The following is a 15,688-nucleotide window of genomic DNA, read 5'->3' on the forward strand; positions in this document are numbered from 1 at the left end:
TAAGGAAATGAAAATGACATTTATGAAAGGACTACCCCTTTTGTTGTTGGTTGCCAGTCTGTGCAGCCACGCTGCACTACAACCCGATCGCACTCGTATTGTGTTTAACGCTAATGATAAAGCTACCAGTCTGCGGGTGGATAATCGTAGCGATAAACTCCCCTACCTCGCTTATTCCTGGCTCGAAAATGAAAAAGGGGAGAAAAGCGATGATCTTCTGGTCGCCCTGCCGCCGATACAACGTCTGGAACCGAAAGCAACAACGCAGGTACGGATAGTAAAGCAAGCCTCGACCACAAAATTACCGGGCGATCGCGAAACGCTATTTTTCTACAATATGCGTGAAATTCCTCCCGCCCCGGAAAAAAACAGCGACCATGCCGTTCTGCAAGTCGCCATTCAGAGTCGTATCAAGGTGTTCTGGCGACCGGCTGCATTACGCAAGAAAGCAGGAGAAAAGGTCGAACTGCAGTTACAGGTCAGCCAGCAGGGCAACCAACTGACACTGAAAAATCCTACCGCGTATTATCTGACCATTGCCTACCTGGGACGAAATGAAAAAGGCGTTCTCCCCGGCTTCAAAACCGTGATGGTTGCGCCTTTTAGTACGGTCAACACAAACACCGGAAGCTATAGCGGCAGCCAGTTCTATCTCGGTTATATGGATGATTACGGCGCGTTACGCATGACGATGCTCAACTGCAGCGGACAATGCCATTTACAAGCCGTGGAGGCGAAGAAATGAGTGCTGGCAAGGGAGTGTTGCTCGTCATCTGTCTGTTATTTCTGCCGTTGAAGTCTGCGCTTGCCCTGAACTGCTACTTTGGTTCATCCGGTGGCTCGGTAGAAAAATCAGAAGCGATTCAACCTTTTGCTGTACCAGGCAATGCCAAACTCGGCGATAAGATTTGGGAATCTGACGATATTAAAATTCCCGTCTATTGTGACAACAATACCAACGGCAATTTTGAAAGTGAGCATGTTTATGCCTGGGTAAACCCCTACCCGGGGGTGCAGGATCGCTATTATCAACTCGGCGTAACTTACAATGGCGTTGATTATGACGCCAACCAGGGAAAAAGCCGCATCGACACTAACCAGTGTATTGACAGTAAGAACATTGACATTTATACCCCTGAGCAGATTATCGCGATGGGATGGCAGAACAAAATTTGCTCGGGTGATCCCGCTAATATTCACATGTCGCGTACCTTTCTCGCTCGCATGCGGTTATACGTCAAAATACGAGAAATGCCGCCGCATGATTATCAAAGTACGCTTAGCGACTATATCGTCGTGCAATTTGACGGTGCCGGTAGCGTTAACGAAGACCCTACTGCCCAAAACCTGAAATATCATATTACTGGTCTGGAAAACATTCGCGTGCTGGATTGCAGCGTCAATTTTTCCATTTCACCGGAAACACAGGTGATTGATTTTGGTAAATTTAATTTGCTGGATATTCGTCGCCACACAATGTCGAAAACATTCAGTATTAAGACGACAAAATCACAAAATGACCAATGCACCGACGGATTTAAAGTCAGTTCCTCCTTTTATACCGAAGAAACGTTGGTTGAAGAAGATAAAGCATTGTTGATTGGTAATGGTCTGAAGCTACGTTTGCTGGATGAAAACGCCTCGCCTTATACCTTCAATAAATATGCTGAATACGCCGATTTCACCAGCGACATGTTGGTCTACGAAAAAACCTATACAGCTGAACTTTCGTCCATTGCAGGTACCCCCATCGAGGCTGGGCCCTTCGATACAGTGGTGCTTTTTAAAATTAACTATAACTGATTTGCCATGATGCCCTTTGCAGCCGGAAAGGGCATCTCTTTCAGAAAATTGCTGATTTTCCCCTTTTCCTTGATTGCTGTTATTTTTTCCTGGCCCGGCTTTCTTTATGCTGTATCGATACACCAAAGAGAAAATAATGAGGGAGCGAAGGATGCCAGTTTTGCAGTGGGGAATGTTATGTGTGCTATCACTTCTCCTTTCTATTGGTTTCCTCGCGGTACATCTCCCGGCGGCGCTATTACTTGGGCCGATGATCGCCGGGATCATCTTCAGTATGCGCGGAATTACTCTGCAACTTCCCCGCTCCGCTTTTCTCGCCGCCCAGGCCATTCTTGGCTGCATGATTGCGCAAAACCTCACTGGTTCGATTCTCACCACGCTGGCCGCCAACTGGCCGATCGTGCTTGCTATTTTACTGGTGACGCTGCTTTCCAGCGCCATCGTGGGTTGGTTATTGGTGCGCTATAGCTCACTGCCTGGAAATACCGGTGCCTGGGGTTCTTCTCCAGGCGGCGCAGCGGCAATGGTCGCTATGGCGCAAGATTACGGCGCAGATATTCGCCTGGTGGCGTTTATGCAATATCTGCGAGTGCTGTTCGTCGCGGGGGCCGCTGTTCTGGTCACCCGCATGATGCTGGGTGATAACGCTGAAGCGGTTAACCAGCAAATCGTCTGGTTCCCGCCAGTGAGCATTAATCTCCTGCTTACGATTTTGCTCGCAGTCGTTGCCGGTACGGCGGGATGCATGCTGCGTCTTCCTTCCGGCACGATGCTCATCCCGATGCTGGCGGGCGCAGTGCTCCAGTCTGGTCAGCTCATCACCATCGAACTACCGGAATGGCTGCTGGCGATGGCGTATATGGCAATTGGCTGGCGGATTGGTCTTGGTTTCGATAAACAAATCTTACTGCGGGCACTACGCCCACTACCGCAAATCCTGCTGTCGATTTTTGCTCTGCTGGCTATTTGTGCGGGTATGGCGTGGGGGCTGACCCGGTTTATGCACATTGATTTTATGACTGCCTACCTCGCCACCAGTCCCGGCGGGCTTGATACCGTGGCGGTCATCGCCGCAGGGAGCAATGCCGATATGGCGCTTATTATGGCGATGCAAACCCTGCGCCTGTTCAGTATTTTGCTGACGGGGCCAGCCATTGCGCGGTTTATTTCAACCTATGCGCCGAAGCGGTCGGCCTAGTGCTGGCAGCCAGGGCACCAGTAAAACGGGCGAGATGACAGCGTGGTTTTCTCAATGATGCTGCCACAGCGTTCGCACGGTTCGCCATCACGATGAAAAACCTTAAAGCGAAACAGCGCCCCATGATGCTTATTCTCATCCACCTGCCCCCGCGTAGCGTAAGAAAACCGAGGAATCTCCAGTAACGCGTGTGCGAGTGCATCCAGTTGCGCCGCATTGAGATCTTTCGCTTTATGATTTCCAGTCAACCCAACCTGCCAGAGGATCTCCACCCGCAAATAATTGCCAAGCCCAGCCAGAAACGCCTGATCGAGCAGTAATCCTGCAAACTGACGGTTACGAAAGCGCGGTGACAATAACCGTTCCTTTACCACCTCCGGCGTCAGATTCGGATCCAGCACATCGGGACCAACGCGTTGTAAAAACGGATGCGTGGTCAGTTGTTCCGGCCTCAACATCTCAATATCCGAGGCGCTATAAAGCAGAATGGTTTTGTCAGCCGTTTGCAGTTTTACCCGCAATACTCGCGTGGTCTGCGGCTCTTCGCCGGTATCAACCACGCGCCAGACGCCGTAAAGCTGATTATGGCTGTAGAGCGTTAAGTCGTTGGAAAAATGAGTTAACAACGCCTTACCACGCGTTTCCACATGGGTAACGTGTTGACCGATAAGTTGTGATTGATAAGTTTTTAACTGCGGGAAGGCAAACCAGACATCAGTTAGTGGTTTGCCTTTGATCGCCGCCTCCAGGTTATCCGCTGCACGGCGGATCTCCGGGCCTTCAGGCATGGTGATATCCTTTTTTCATTCTTTATTAATCGGGGTTATGCTGCGACAACAATCTCCTTTTCGGCAAATGTAGAGCGTAGTCGGCGGGCGAACGCCAGTGCGTGCTCGCCGTCGCCATGCAGGCAGACTGTTTGCGCCGTGACCGTTGCCCATTCGCCGGTGATACTTTTGACTCTGCCGTGTTGCACCATCTCTAGCGTTTGCGCCAGCGCCTGTTCTTCGTTTTCAATCAACGCGACTGGCTGACTTCGCGGCACCAGCGAGCCGTCAGCCTGATAACCGCGATCGGCAAACACTTCCTCGCGCGTTGTCAGGCCATATTGCTTGCCTGCACGAATCAGCTCGCTTCCTGCCAGCCCAACGAGAATCAATGCCGGATCGCAAGCGTATACCGCTCTGGCGATGGCGTCTGCCAGTTGTGCTTCTTTCGCCGCCTGGTTGTACAACATGCCGTGCGGTTTGACATGACGCATTACGCCGCCTTGCGCACGGGCAATCGTTGCCAGCGCGCCAATTTGATACAGCGTCTGGGCGTAAACGGTTTCTGGCGGCAGCTGCATGGCGCTGCGACCAAAATTTTCCCTGTCGGGAAAACTCGGGTGAGCGCCAATCGCGACACCATTTTTTATTGCTTCACGCACGCAAGCCTGCATGATTTGCGCATCGCCTGCATGAAATCCACAGGCAATATTGGCAGAGGAAACCAGCGTTAATAGCTCTGCGTCGCTGGCGCAGCCTTCGCCCAGATCGGCGTTCAGGTCAATTTTCATTGTGCAGCCGCCACGCTAATTGTTCAAAATAACGTTGCTGATCTTGCCGCGTTTTCAGTGCCTCTTCCAGTGAACACTGGACAAAATGAATCGGCTGACCGAGCGGAATTTGCGCAAGATGGTACATATCAGCCTCAATGATGCAGGCAATACGCGGGTAACCACCGGTGGTCTGTGCGTCGTTCATCAACACAATCGGCTGCCCGTTATGTGGCACCTGCACCACGCCCGGTAACAAACCGTGAGATAACAGTTCGCGATCGGTGGTGCGTTTTAAAATTTGCCCCTGTAAGCGATAGCCCATGCGGTTACTTTGCGGGCTAAGCTGCCAGGGCGAACGCCAGAATGCATCCTGCGAGGCGCGATCGAACTCATGATATTCCGGCCCCGGCAAGGCGCGAATGCGGTTGCCCCACAGCAGCTGTTTAACGCCCTGCGCTTCCATAAAATCATGCTTCGATTTGCCAATCGGGAGTCGGTCACCATCCTTCAGTAAACGGCCTTCCAGCCCGCCAATCCCCACGTTGAGATCGGTGCTGCATGACCCCATTACCGGCGGAACATCAATACCACCCGCGACCGCCAGATAACTGCGCATCCCGTGCTGCGGGCGTTTAAGCGTTAAACGCTGGCCTGCTTTCATCGGCAATCGCCAGCCGGTCCAGACGGCATTATCATCCAGCCGCGCTTCGCAACCGGCACCCGTCAGAGCAAACCACCCATCAGTTTCGAACTCAACAGTTAACTGACCGAGCGTGATCTCCAGCGCGGGGGCATTGGCGTCATTACCCACCAGTAGGTTAGCAATGCGTAACGCGGGCATATCCAGTGCGCCGCAGTGGCTGATACCCGACTGGCGAAAACCGTGACGACCGCCATCCTGCACAGTGGTATACATGCCCGCACGAATAATCTTCAGCATACTCCCTCCTTCTGCGGTACAAAGCGCACGCTGTCTCCCGGACGTAATAAGATGGGTTCGTCACGCGCCGGATCAAACAGGCTGAGTGAGGTATGACCAATCAACTGCCAGCCACCCGGCGTTGCCAGCGGATAAACACCAGTCTGCGGCCCGCCGATCCCGACAGAACCTGCCGGAACGAGTAAGCGCGGTTCAGCGCGCCGTGGCGTGTGTAGTTGTTCCGGCAAACTCCCGAGATACGGGAAGCCCGGTTGAAAACCTAAAAACCAGACCACGTATTCCACGGAGGAGTGCAATTCAACAACCTGTTTTTCGCTCAACCCGCAATGCGCCGCGACCACCGCCAAATCCGGTCCGCCTGCACCACCGTAAACCACCGGAATTTCAATAAAGCGAGACTCAGGTTCCAGGGCCTCGCTCTCCTCCCACCAGCGTTGCAAACGCTCTATGGCATCCAGCGCCAGCGACTCAGGATTACGCAAAATCACCGTAATATTGTTCATGCCGGGAATGGCTTCAACCACATTCGGCATATCCACCAGACGCTGCGCCAGTCGCCAGATCCGTTTCTGGCTAGCCAGCGTCACCGGCGGTTCCAGTTCCAGCACTACCGCCGTTTCACCTATCAGATAACAACGCGCTCGTTGCACTTTCGATCCCTCTGATTATTCGTTATGCAGGATTAGGAATATCAATAAAGGTCACATCAAGATCGGTATTTTCATTCAGCCACTCGCTCAATGCGCGAATACCACCACGTTCAGTGGCATGGTGACCTGCAGCATAAAAATGCAATCCCTGCTCGCGGGCTGAATGAATGGTCTGTTCAGAAACTTCGCCAGTAATAAAAGCATCCACGCCAAAACGCGCGGCGCTATCGATAAAACTTTGCCCGCCGCCCGTGCACCAGGCGACGCGCTGGACCACCTCAGGTCCGGTATCGCCACACCATAACGGCTTACGTCCCAGACGCGCTTCAATCCAGGAAGCCAGCTCCAGTCCCGGCACAGGCATGGTCAGCTCTCCCCACGGCACCAACGGCTCAATTTCGCCCATGACCGTGATCCCCAGTAACGCCGCCAGCTGTGCGTTATTGCCCAGCTCAGGATGTGCGTCAAGCGGCAAATGCCAGCCATACAGGTTGATATCATTCGCCAGCAACGTTTTTAAACGGTTACGCTTCATTCCGCGAATGACCGGAGACTCTCCTTTCCAGAAGTAGCCATGATGCACAATGACCGCATCCGCGCCCAGACGCACTGCCTCATCGAGCAAAGCCTGGCTGGCGGTGACACCGGTAACAATTTTTTGCACCGTCTCTTTGCCTTCCACCTGCAAACCATTCGGCGCGTAATCACTAATCGCCGCGCTGTTCAGTTTTTCGTTAATCAGTTGTTCCAGTTCGGTGTTTTTCATCTTCGCGCCTTCCGTATTCTGATAGCTACACCGTTAACATAGCGTTACCTCGCCTGTTCGTCGATAGCCAATCTTTTGACATATTAAGAAACAAACCCGACGCCAAAAGACGCAAATTGTTTATATCATCACGCTTCAGCTAATGTATATTTATGCAATCAGACAGCATATTGCATAAATAATCAGATCTGTATCAAAGTTTTAACTTTAAGGAAACACAAGCACGCCGCGCAACTATTACGTGACGTTGCAGTCAATTGTGGAATTATCATGAATAAACACGCATCACAGCCGCGCGCTATTTACTATGTCGTTGCGCTGCAAATCTGGGAATATTTTAGCTTTTACGGCATGCGTGCCCTGCTGATTCTCTATCTCACCAATCAACTAAAATACAACGATACTCACGCCTACGAGTTATTTAGCGCCTACTGTTCGCTGGTGTATGTCACGCCAATCCTCGGTGGCTTTTTGGCGGATAAAGTTCTCGGCAATCGCATGGCGGTGATGCTGGGGGCGTTGTTGATGGCGATCGGTCATGTGGTGCTGGGTGCCAGTGAGATCCATCCGTCATTCCTCTATCTGTCCCTGGCGATTATCGTCTGCGGCTATGGCCTGTTTAAATCTAACGTAAGCTGTCTGCTCGGCGAGCTGTATGAGCCAACCGATCCGCGTCGTGATGGCGGTTTCTCGCTGATGTATGCGGCGGGTAACGTGGGGTCTATTATCGCACCTATCGCCTGTGGTTACGCCCAGGAAGAGTACAGCTGGGCGATGGGCTTTGGCCTGGCGGCGGTTGGCATGATCGCGGGTCTGGTCATTTTCTTATGTGGCAATCGTCATTTCACTCATACCCGCGGCGTTAACAAAAAAGTACTGCGTGCGACAAACTTTCTCCTGCCGAACTGGGGATGGCTGCTGGTTCTGCTGGTGGCAACGCCTGCACTGATTACCGTACTGTTCTGGAAAGAGTGGTCGGTATACGCCTTAATTGTCGCGACTATTATTGGCCTGGGTGTACTGGCAAAAATTTATCGCAAAGCAGAAAACCAGAAACAGCGGAAGGAGCTGGGGCTGATTGTGACGCTCACCTTCTTCAGTATGTTGTTCTGGGCCTTCGCACAACAGGGCGGTAGCTCGATTAGCCTTTATATCGACCGCTTCGTTAACCGCGATATGTTTGGTTATACCGTTCCGACCGCGATGTTCCAGTCGATTAATGCCTTCGCAGTTATGCTGTGCGGTGTGTTCCTGGCGTGGGTGGTAAAAGAGAGTGTCGCGGGTAATCGTACCGTGCGCATCTGGGGGAAATTTGCTCTTGGCCTTGGCCTGATGAGCGCCGGATTCTGCATTCTGACCTTAAGCGCCCGCTGGTCCGCAATGTATGGTCACTCTTCTCTGCCACTGATGGTATTAGGCCTGGCGGTGATGGGCTTTGCGGAACTGTTTATCGACCCGGTTGCCATGTCGCAAATTACGCGCATTGAAATCCCCGGTGTGACCGGCGTATTAACCGGCATCTACATGCTGCTTTCTGGCGCGATCGCGAACTATCTGGCGGGCGTGATTGCCGATCAGACATCGCAGGCTTCGTTTGATGCTTCCGGGGCGATCAACTACTCCATCAATGCATATATTGAAGTATTTGATCAAATTACCTGGGGCGCACTGGCGTGTGTAGGAGTGGTACTAATGATTTGGCTGTATCAGGCGCTGAAATTCAGAAACCGCGCGCTGGCGCTGGAGTCATAATAGGCCAGCACCATACCTGATAAAACGCTCGCTGCGTTTTATCAGGCTCCTTTCCTCGCTTCTTCGTACGCTGCCAGCGTTCGCAGCCTTGCCTCTTTGTGATCAACTATCGGTTGCGGATAATCCAGCATCACACCTGCTTTCTGCGCCCACTTCCACGGCTCATGCACCGCTTTCCCTGGTACATCGCGCAGCTCCGGTAACCATCGACGAATAAACTCGCCCTCACGGTCAAATTTCTCGCCCTGGGTTGTCGGGTTGAAAATACGAAAATACGGCGCTGCATCGGTTCCGGTTGAAGCGGCCCACTGCCAGCCACCGTTATTGGCTGCCAAATCACCATCAATCAGCTGCGACATGAAATATCGCTCGCCTTCGCGCCAGTCGATCAACAAATCTTTAACCAGAAAACTGGCTGTAATCATCCGTAGCCGGTTATGCATCCAGCCAGTGCTGTTAAGCTGACGCATGGCAGCATCGACAATCGGGTATCCCGTTTTGCCTTCCTGCCAGGCCTGTAAATGTGCGGGATTGCTCTGCCACTGCACACGATCCGTCCAGGCAATAAACGGACAATGTTTACACAACGAGGGGTAATACGTCATCAGATGACGGTAGAACTCGCGCCAGATCAGCTCACTAAGCCAGACACTACCGGCCCCACCGTCCAGCGCCTGCGGCTGTTCCGCCAACAAGCGATGCAAACACTGGCGAGGCGATAACCCGCCCGTTGCCAGGCTGGCGGACAAACGACTGGTGCCTTCCACTGCCGGAAAATCTCGTTGTTGCTCATATTCTCCGGCACCGTTCTGGCAAAACTGGCGTAATTGCGCAATCGCCGCTTTTTCTTCCACCGGGAAATGCGCAGTATCGAAAGACTGACGAGGATAATTCAGCGTAATGGATGGCGCGGGCTCTATCGATCCGCTACTACGAACTTTTGGCGCAGCGACACACTCCGGCATCCCTTCCCGCAGCCGTTTCAGCCAGGCATTCTTAAAAGGCGTAAAGACTTTGTACATCTCGTGATTACCGGTCATCACCGCGCCAGGCGGCAGGATCACGCTGTCATCAAATCCTTCACACACCACGTTACGCAGCGCTCTTTCAACTTCCACATCCCGCGCCCGCTCATTCACTTCATACTGATAGTTATAAAACAGGTGGGTAACGCTGTTTTCCGCGCACACCTGTTTAACTATTTCGACACTGGCGACAAAGTCATCCACTTCACGGAACAATAAAGGAATACCTTTTTCCGCAAGCGCTATTTGTAGCCCATTCAGTTGAGCATTGATAAGTTCAGCCTGACGCGGCGACATGTTATGCGTCGCCCACTGGCGTGGTGTAGCGATATATAACGCCAGCACGCGTGCAGACGAATTGCGGCAGGCGGCAGCCAGTGCGAGATTATCGTGCAGACGTAAATCCTGGCGAAACCAGACCAGATGGGTAATCATAAAACTCCTGAATGGCGCAAGTTAATCACACGCGGCCAAAGTTCGAAATAACGCTGCCCTGAAAGCCAGGCGTCAGGATAAAGCGCCATATAGTGTTTGATACGCATCAGCGGCGCAAGAAGTGGTTGCTCGCCACGGCGATAACTGTCGATAAGCGCCGCCAACTGCTGGCGTTCTGTGGAATCAATATGCGGGCGAAAATAACCCTGAACGTGCATCAAAACGTTGGTGTGATCGCGCGGGTTGGCGGGATGAGAAAGCAAAACAATTACGCGTTGGTAGTACTGGTTGTAAAAATCATCCAGATTTTGCCACTGGTGAATATCAGCCACGAACGGGCCAAGTTTGCGGTACTCCGGCTGAGAATGCGCCAGAAAGACGAGTTTATAGCGGCTGTGATAATCGAGAAGCGCCCCGCGCGTTAAGCCATGTTCTTTCAGTCGATGTAACTCATGAAGGGCGAAGATACGGATTAGGGTGCTGTCATCAAATCGTTGCTGATTCATTACTGCTCCTGAACGGTTTACAGGAGTAAGTGTAGACGTTGAGAAATGATATTTGTGAAGTTAATCCTGTTGTAGCAGGACAAATTTACGAAAGCCTGCTCCCCGCAAGGACTGACGTCAGGTAGTTTCTAACCATAGCTGCCCTTTCTATTCAAACGTGAAATCAATAAGCTCATCAGGGACATCGCAAACAATATGAAGACGGGTTTCTTCTCTGCCGTGACTCTTTTCACTAATTGCGTAACTGTCATGCTTGGGATTATTTAATTCTTTCAGCGGAAATTTTTCCTCGAAGGCTTTATTTAGCCGCCCCTGGTTTCCTTTTACAGCGAATAAATAATCACCTCCCTGTTTTTGTATCTTCTCTGCAATATCTTTCTGGCAACCCATCGCATCGGTTGTGATGATTTTTCCTTTAATATCCAGCATGTTAAGAAGTTCTGGGATAGCTGTAATCTCATTAGATTTCTCATCCGTCTTGATCTGTCCGATGACCAGACTGTGCATTGTTGAGAACGCACTAATGACATGAATCGCTCCCCTGCGGCGACTCTTGTCATAAGAGTGCCGGAGCGTTTTTCCATCAATTGCAATGACGTCTTTATCATCTGAAGAATGGCAGTCACGCATCCAGTTAATAAAGCACTCGTGAAATTTTGCAGGACTGATACAGGATACAACTCTGGCAATGGTATCGTGAACAGGAATGCCATTTTCAAAATCACCATATTGCTTCAAAAAATCGAGATGTGTTTCCCCAAAATCCTCTATATCTTCCCAACCCTCTGCACCAGAAATAACGGCACAAATAGTCAACAGTAGAATATCCGATAATTTATGTTCCACTTTCCAAGCTTGTCTGTAATCGGGGATAATAGAAATATGTTCCATCAATTTTTTAAGTTCCATTTTGTTCTCCTTAATTATGTAAGAAGTATTTGATCATGTATAAGCAATAAAAAACAGCTTCAGGTAATAAGGAATATCTCAATTTTTAAACATAAAATGCGAATTATTTAGTACAAAAAGCAGGGAAAGATTACGAAAGCCCGCTCCCCGCAAGGACTGACGCGAGATAGTTTCTATCCATGGCTGCTTTTCGCATCTTACGTCTTAACCCTGCCTTGAATACCTTATCATTCGTTAAAATATTAATAGCGATGTGCCGTATCCCTGAAAATAATTCTGCGGCGTTTCCTCTTCTTATTTTGCAGTCGTCTTCATTCATTACCACGTCCAGACGCCAGTGCAGCTTATTCTCCACGTGCCAGTGGTTTCGGATTGCTGTGGCGAACTTTTCTGCGGTTAAATCAGCAGAACTGATATAATATCTGACCGTCATTTCTGGCTCTTTCTTTTGTTCTGCTATTATTGACCGAAAGGAGACTGCCACGCATAATTTCTTCAGTCCTTTCCATTCAAACGTGAAATCAATAAGTTCATCAGGGACATCGCAAACAATATGAAGACGGATTTCTTCTCTGCCGTGACTCTTTTCACTCATTGCGTAACTGTCATGCTCTGGATTATTTAATTCTTTCAGCGGAAATTTTTCCTCAAAGGCTTTATTAAGCCGCCCCTGGTTTCCTTTTACAGCGAATAAATAATCACCGCCCTGTTTTTGTATCTTCTCTGCAATATCTTTCTGGCATCCCATCGCATCAGTTGTGATGATTTTTCCTTTAATATCCAGCATGTTAAGAAGTTCAGGAATGGCTGTAATCTCATTAGATTTCTCATCCGTCTTGATCTGTCCGATGACCAGACTGTGCATTGTTGAGAACGCACTAATGACATGAATCGCTCCCCTGCGGCGACTCTTGTCATAAGAGTGCCGGAGCGTTTTTCCATCAATTGCAATGACGTCTTTATCATCTGAAGAATGGCAGTCACGCATTCAGTTAATAAAGCACTCGTGAAATTTTGCAGGACTGATACAGGATACAACTCTGGCAATGGTATCGTGAACAGGAATACCATTTTCAAAATCACCATATTGCTTCAAAAAATCGAGATGTGTTTCCCCAAAATCCTCTATATCTTCCCAACCCTCTGCACCAGAAATAACGGCACAAATAGTCAACAGTAGAATATCTGACAATTTATGTTCTACTTTCCAGGCTTGTCTGTAATCGGGGATAATAGAAATATGTTCCATCAGTTTTTTAAGTTCCATTTTGTTCTCCTTAATTATGTAAGGAGTATTTGATCATGTATAAGCAATAAAAACAGCTTCAGGTAATGAGGAATATCTCAATTTTTAAACATAAAATGCGAATTATTTAGTACAAAAAGTGAACTTCTGATGATCTTTCCCTGGTACAAAAAGTGAACTTCTGATGATCTTTCCCTGGCAGGTTGCCCCACTCATCGTATTCTGCGCACCATTCTATTGCCCCTTCCGTGCTGATAAGCACTAGCGGCAGGTTATTCGGTTTGCGTCGTTGAGTTCACTACACTAAAAATCCGTGCCCATATAACCCAAGTCGGAGGCATGCCTTCCTCTGGTTCGTTCCATCTAAAATGTCTATACATAACATGGTTATTCAATTATTTTTTCTTTGAATTTATTCTCAATCCAGCTGTGTTTATACCTGATGAAAATTTGACACTCACCAATATTATCAATGTCTCCAGAATTTGTATTTGGAATTTGTCCAACTGCAACTATAGTTGATTCAAAATATTCAACATTGACATTATCTGTAATTATTGAAATTATATAATCATCTGGAATAGAGCCATTAGGAGTTATATTGAAGAAACTAACATCTGAAAATACCAAATAACCATCTTCTAAGTCTTCATTATCATAAAAAATCCATTCTGTTGTACCATAGGCTATCCTTGAGATTAAATTAACCTGAATTCTAATTTGTTTACTCCATAAATCAAATTCAATTTTTTTTATTGCTCGATCACCAAGATATATTCTATCAAACATATTACCCCCCTATTCTAAAAATACTCAGGCATCCCGCCAGGGCAAGATTACGAAAGCCCGCTCCCCGCAAGGACTGACGCGAGATAGTTTCTATCCATGGCTGCTTTTCGCATCTTACGTCTTAACCCTGCCTTGAATACCTTATCATTCGTTAAAATATTAATAGCGATGTGCCGTATCCCTGAAAATAATTCTGCGGCGTTTCCTCTTCTTATTTTGCAGTCGTCTTCATTCATTACCACGTCCAGACGCCAGTGCAGCTTATTCTCCACGTGCCAGTGGTTTCGGATTGCTGTGGCGAACTTCTCTGCGGTTAAATCAGCAGAACTGATATAATATCTGACCGTCATTTCGGGCTCTTTCTTTTGTTCTGCTATTATTGACCGAAAGGAGACTGCCACGCATAATTTCTTCAGACCTTTCCATTCAAACGTGAAATCAATAAGTTCATCAGGGACATCGCAAACAATATGAAGACGGATTTCTTCTCTGCCGTGACTCTTTTCACTGATTGCGTAACTGTCATGCTCTGGATTATTTAATTCTTTCAGCGGAAATTTTTCCTCAAAGGCTTTATTTAGCCGCCCCTGGTTTCCTTTTACCGCGAATAAATAATCACCTCCCTGTTTTTGTATCTTCTCTGCAATATCTTTCTGGCAACCCATCGCATCAGTTGTGATGATTTTTCCTTTAATATCCAGCATGTTAAGAAGTTCTGGGATAGCTGTAATCTCATTAGATTTCTCATCCGTCTTGATCTGTCCGATGACCAGACTGTGCATTGTTGAGAACGCACTAATGACATGAATCGCTCCCCTGCGGCGACTCTTGTCATAAGAGTGCCGGAGCGTTTTTCCATCAATTGCAATGACGTCTTTATCATCTGAAGAATGGCAGTCACGCATCCAGTTAATAAAGCACTCGTGAAATTTTGCAGGACTGATACAGGATACAACTCTGGCAATGGTATCGTGAACAGGAATACCATTTTCAAAATCACCATATTGCTTCAAAAAATCGAGATGTGTTTCCCCAAAATCCTCTATATCTTCCCAACCCTCTGCACCAGAAATAACGGCACAAATAGTTAACAGTAGAATATCCGATAATTTATGTTCCACTTTCCAGGCTTGTCTGTAATCGGGGATAATAGAAATATGTTCCATCAATTTTTTAAGTTCCATTTTGTTCTCCTTAATTATGTAAGAAGTATTTGATCATGTATAAGCAATAAAAAACAGCTTCAGGTAATGAGGAATATCTCAATTTTTAAACATAAAATGCGAATTATTTAGTACAAAAAGTGTACTTCTGATGATCTTTCCCTGGGCATCCCGCACATTATATCAGCCTCATCTTGATTGCTTCCCGTTTTCCGATACGGCGGCGCGGGGAGTCATAAAGGTAAGAAATTTCCAGCAGTACGGCGTCCTATTGTTCACGATGGTAATGCACCAGCCAGTATTGGCTATCGTAGTGATAACCGTGTAACCTGCCGCCGCATCGCGTATCTAATGTTCATTCTTTTCCATAAACCGTCCGTACACATTGTGATAGTAAAAATACAATACATCTTCGCTGATGCGGTTATTCAGCTGCATGTGGGAAGCGCCGAATACTGCTCCCGGTATGGCCAGTAATTACTATTTAGTACGACGTTAGGGGGAGTCACTTAATCTCACAGATACTTCAAGTAACAGATGAAAATCGCTCCTGAAATGAAAAAAGAAATTTTTTGAATGTGTTCCTGTCAAATCAAGTGGTTTTTTCGTCGATATGTAGAGTCATATTGTACACAAAATAGTTACGAAACACACCTTGGTAAAATATTTGAATCGACTGTACAGTGGATTATTTTGTGTGTATTACATGCAACACTTGCCCATCTTTTTTCGCTATTAGTATTGTAAAATTTCCTCCTAACGTCTTCGGTTGTTTTCCCTCGATTTTCCAACAATTATTGTCATCTGTAATACTATATGGTTTCTGAAATTCTGCTTTTTCTTTCCCGTATACATATTTAATGTAAACATATGATAATTCCAAAGCCATTTCACGACTATTTACTAAAATTTCCACTGGATTTTCTTTTCCAAATACTGAGTGTGATATTGTAAACAATATCATAA

At 48.0% G+C, this 15,688-nt stretch carries 14 protein-coding genes and 3 pseudogenes; 4 read left to right on the forward strand and 13 right to left on the reverse strand.

All coding sequences use genetic code 11. From position 1 onward, the window contains the following. Window positions 1–13: 13 nt before the first annotated feature. From ACU8XX_RS16980 to ACU8XX_RS16990, 3 genes are all read left to right on the forward strand, one after another. On the forward strand, window positions 14–745 hold the full coding sequence (locus ACU8XX_RS16980; RefSeq protein ID WP_000143530.1) for a fimbrial biogenesis chaperone: 732 nt from the start codon (window positions 14–16) through the stop codon (window positions 743–745). Beyond that, window positions 742–1,803 carry a fimbrial protein gene (locus ACU8XX_RS16985; RefSeq protein WP_001272421.1) on the forward strand — a complete coding sequence of 354 codons (1,062 nt, stop codon included), beginning with the start codon at window positions 742–744 and terminating at the stop codon, window positions 1,801–1,803. The genes ACU8XX_RS16980 and ACU8XX_RS16985 overlap by 4 nt, the downstream gene beginning before the upstream one ends. A gap of 151 nt (window positions 1,804–1,954) precedes the next feature. After that, window positions 1,955–3,001, forward strand: a complete 1,047-nt coding sequence (locus ACU8XX_RS16990) for an AbrB family transcriptional regulator (RefSeq protein WP_001297246.1) — start codon at window positions 1,955–1,957, stop codon at window positions 2,999–3,001. Here ACU8XX_RS16990 and nei read toward each other — a convergent pair. From nei to ybgI, 5 genes are read right to left on the reverse strand one after another with little or no spacing between them, the layout of a single operon-like run. After that, window positions 2,998–3,789, reverse strand: coding sequence for an endonuclease VIII (gene nei, locus ACU8XX_RS16995; RefSeq protein WP_001114026.1), 792 nt, complete (start codon window positions 3,787–3,789; stop codon window positions 2,998–3,000). The genes ACU8XX_RS16990 and nei overlap by 4 nt on opposite strands. Window positions 3,790–3,824: 35 nt before the next feature. Next, entirely contained in the window at window positions 3,825–4,559 is a 735-nt protein-coding gene (gene pxpA / locus ACU8XX_RS17000) for a 5-oxoprolinase subunit PxpA (RefSeq protein WP_240765219.1), read from the reverse strand. Continuing rightward, complete coding sequence (pxpC, locus tag ACU8XX_RS17005; RefSeq protein ID WP_112034172.1) at window positions 4,549–5,481, reverse strand: 5-oxoprolinase subunit PxpC; 933 nt, start codon at window positions 5,479–5,481, stop codon at window positions 4,549–4,551. Before pxpC ends, pxpA begins: the two co-directional genes overlap by 11 nt. Then, window positions 5,475–6,131 carry a 5-oxoprolinase subunit PxpB gene (pxpB, locus tag ACU8XX_RS17010; protein WP_001188343.1) on the reverse strand — a complete coding sequence of 219 codons (657 nt, stop codon included), beginning with the start codon at window positions 6,129–6,131 and terminating at the stop codon, window positions 5,475–5,477. Before pxpB ends, pxpC begins: the two co-directional genes overlap by 7 nt. Window positions 6,132–6,153: 22 nt before the next feature. After that, window positions 6,154–6,897 carry a radiation resistance protein YbgI gene (ybgI, locus tag ACU8XX_RS17015; RefSeq protein ID WP_000798871.1) on the reverse strand — a complete coding sequence of 248 codons (744 nt, stop codon included), beginning with the start codon at window positions 6,895–6,897 and terminating at the stop codon, window positions 6,154–6,156. Window positions 6,898–7,167: 270 nt separating this feature from the next. On the opposite strand from ybgI, the gene dtpD reads away from it, so the two are divergent. Further along, window positions 7,168–8,649 (forward strand): dipeptide permease DtpD, encoded by a 1,482-nt coding sequence (dtpD, locus tag ACU8XX_RS17020; protein WP_001032697.1) that lies wholly within the window; start codon window positions 7,168–7,170, stop codon window positions 8,647–8,649. Between the two features lie 41 nt (window positions 8,650–8,690). On the opposite strand, the gene phrB is transcribed toward dtpD, so the two are convergent. The 8 genes and pseudogenes from phrB to ACU8XX_RS17060 all read right to left on the reverse strand — a co-directional run bounded on the left by phrB (window position 8,691) and on the right by ACU8XX_RS17060 (window position 15,638). Beyond that, window positions 8,691–10,109 (reverse strand): deoxyribodipyrimidine photo-lyase, encoded by a 1,419-nt coding sequence (gene phrB / locus ACU8XX_RS17025; RefSeq protein ID WP_000628033.1) that lies wholly within the window; start codon window positions 10,107–10,109, stop codon window positions 8,691–8,693. Beyond that, window positions 10,106–10,615: a YbgA family protein gene (locus ACU8XX_RS17030; protein WP_001076004.1), complete on the reverse strand. Its 510-nt coding sequence runs from the start codon at window positions 10,613–10,615 to the stop codon at window positions 10,106–10,108. Before ACU8XX_RS17030 ends, phrB begins: the two co-directional genes overlap by 4 nt. Before the next feature lie 150 nt (window positions 10,616–10,765). Continuing rightward, window positions 10,766–11,524 (reverse strand): annotated as a pseudogene (locus tag ACU8XX_RS17035) (ISAs1-like element ISEc1 family transposase); the annotation flags it as partial. A 130-nt stretch (window positions 11,525–11,654) separates the two neighbouring features. Next, window positions 11,655–12,791: pseudogene (locus ACU8XX_RS17040) on the reverse strand (ISAs1-like element ISEc1 family transposase). 163 nt (window positions 12,792–12,954) lie between these two features. Then, window positions 12,955–13,041, reverse strand: a pseudogene (locus ACU8XX_RS17045) (RHS domain-containing protein); the annotation flags it as partial. A gap of 116 nt (window positions 13,042–13,157) precedes the next feature. Beyond that, window positions 13,158–13,559 carry a DUF6258 family protein gene (locus ACU8XX_RS17050; protein ID WP_000460274.1) on the reverse strand — a complete coding sequence of 134 codons (402 nt, stop codon included), beginning with the start codon at window positions 13,557–13,559 and terminating at the stop codon, window positions 13,158–13,160. A gap of 47 nt (window positions 13,560–13,606) precedes the next feature. Next, window positions 13,607–14,743, reverse strand: coding sequence for an ISAs1-like element ISEc1 family transposase (locus ACU8XX_RS17055; protein WP_000420795.1), 1,137 nt, complete (start codon window positions 14,741–14,743; stop codon window positions 13,607–13,609). A gap of 667 nt (window positions 14,744–15,410) precedes the next feature. Next, window positions 15,411–15,638 carry an NTF2 fold immunity protein gene (locus ACU8XX_RS17060; protein ID WP_000404861.1) on the reverse strand — a complete coding sequence of 76 codons (228 nt, stop codon included), beginning with the start codon at window positions 15,636–15,638 and terminating at the stop codon, window positions 15,411–15,413. Window positions 15,639–15,688 lie beyond the last annotated feature (50 nt).

The sequence above is a fragment of the Escherichia sp. MAL-1 genome, assembly GCF_052948035.1.

Excerpts from the sequence above, each read along its gene's own strand:
- dtpD (WP_001032697.1), top strand. The coding sequence starts at position 7,168 with ATGAATAAACACGCATCACAGCCGCGCGCTATTTACTATGTCGTTGCG.
- pxpA (WP_240765219.1), bottom strand. The coding sequence starts at position 4,559 with ATGAAAATTGACCTGAACGCCGATCTGGGCGAAGGCTGCGCCAGCGAC.
- nei (WP_001114026.1), bottom strand. The coding sequence starts at position 3,789 with ATGCCTGAAGGCCCGGAGATCCGCCGTGCAGCGGATAACCTGGAGGCG.
- phrB (WP_000628033.1), bottom strand. The coding sequence starts at position 10,109 with ATGATTACCCATCTGGTCTGGTTTCGCCAGGATTTACGTCTGCACGAT.
- ACU8XX_RS16990 (WP_001297246.1), top strand. The coding sequence starts at position 1,955 with ATGCCAGTTTTGCAGTGGGGAATGTTATGTGTGCTATCACTTCTCCTT.
- ACU8XX_RS16980 (WP_000143530.1), top strand. The coding sequence starts at position 14 with ATGACATTTATGAAAGGACTACCCCTTTTGTTGTTGGTTGCCAGTCTG.
- ACU8XX_RS17030 (WP_001076004.1), bottom strand. The coding sequence starts at position 10,615 with ATGAATCAGCAACGATTTGATGACAGCACCCTAATCCGTATCTTCGCC.
- ACU8XX_RS17050 (WP_000460274.1), bottom strand. The coding sequence starts at position 13,559 with ATGTTTGATAGAATATATCTTGGTGATCGAGCAATAAAAAAAATTGAA.
- ACU8XX_RS17055 (WP_000420795.1), bottom strand. The coding sequence starts at position 14,743 with ATGGAACTTAAAAAATTGATGGAACATATTTCTATTATCCCCGATTAC.
- ACU8XX_RS16985 (WP_001272421.1), top strand. The coding sequence starts at position 742 with ATGAGTGCTGGCAAGGGAGTGTTGCTCGTCATCTGTCTGTTATTTCTG.
- pxpC (WP_112034172.1), bottom strand. The coding sequence starts at position 5,481 with ATGCTGAAGATTATTCGTGCGGGCATGTATACCACTGTGCAGGATGGC.
- ybgI (WP_000798871.1), bottom strand. The coding sequence starts at position 6,897 with ATGAAAAACACCGAACTGGAACAACTGATTAACGAAAAACTGAACAGC.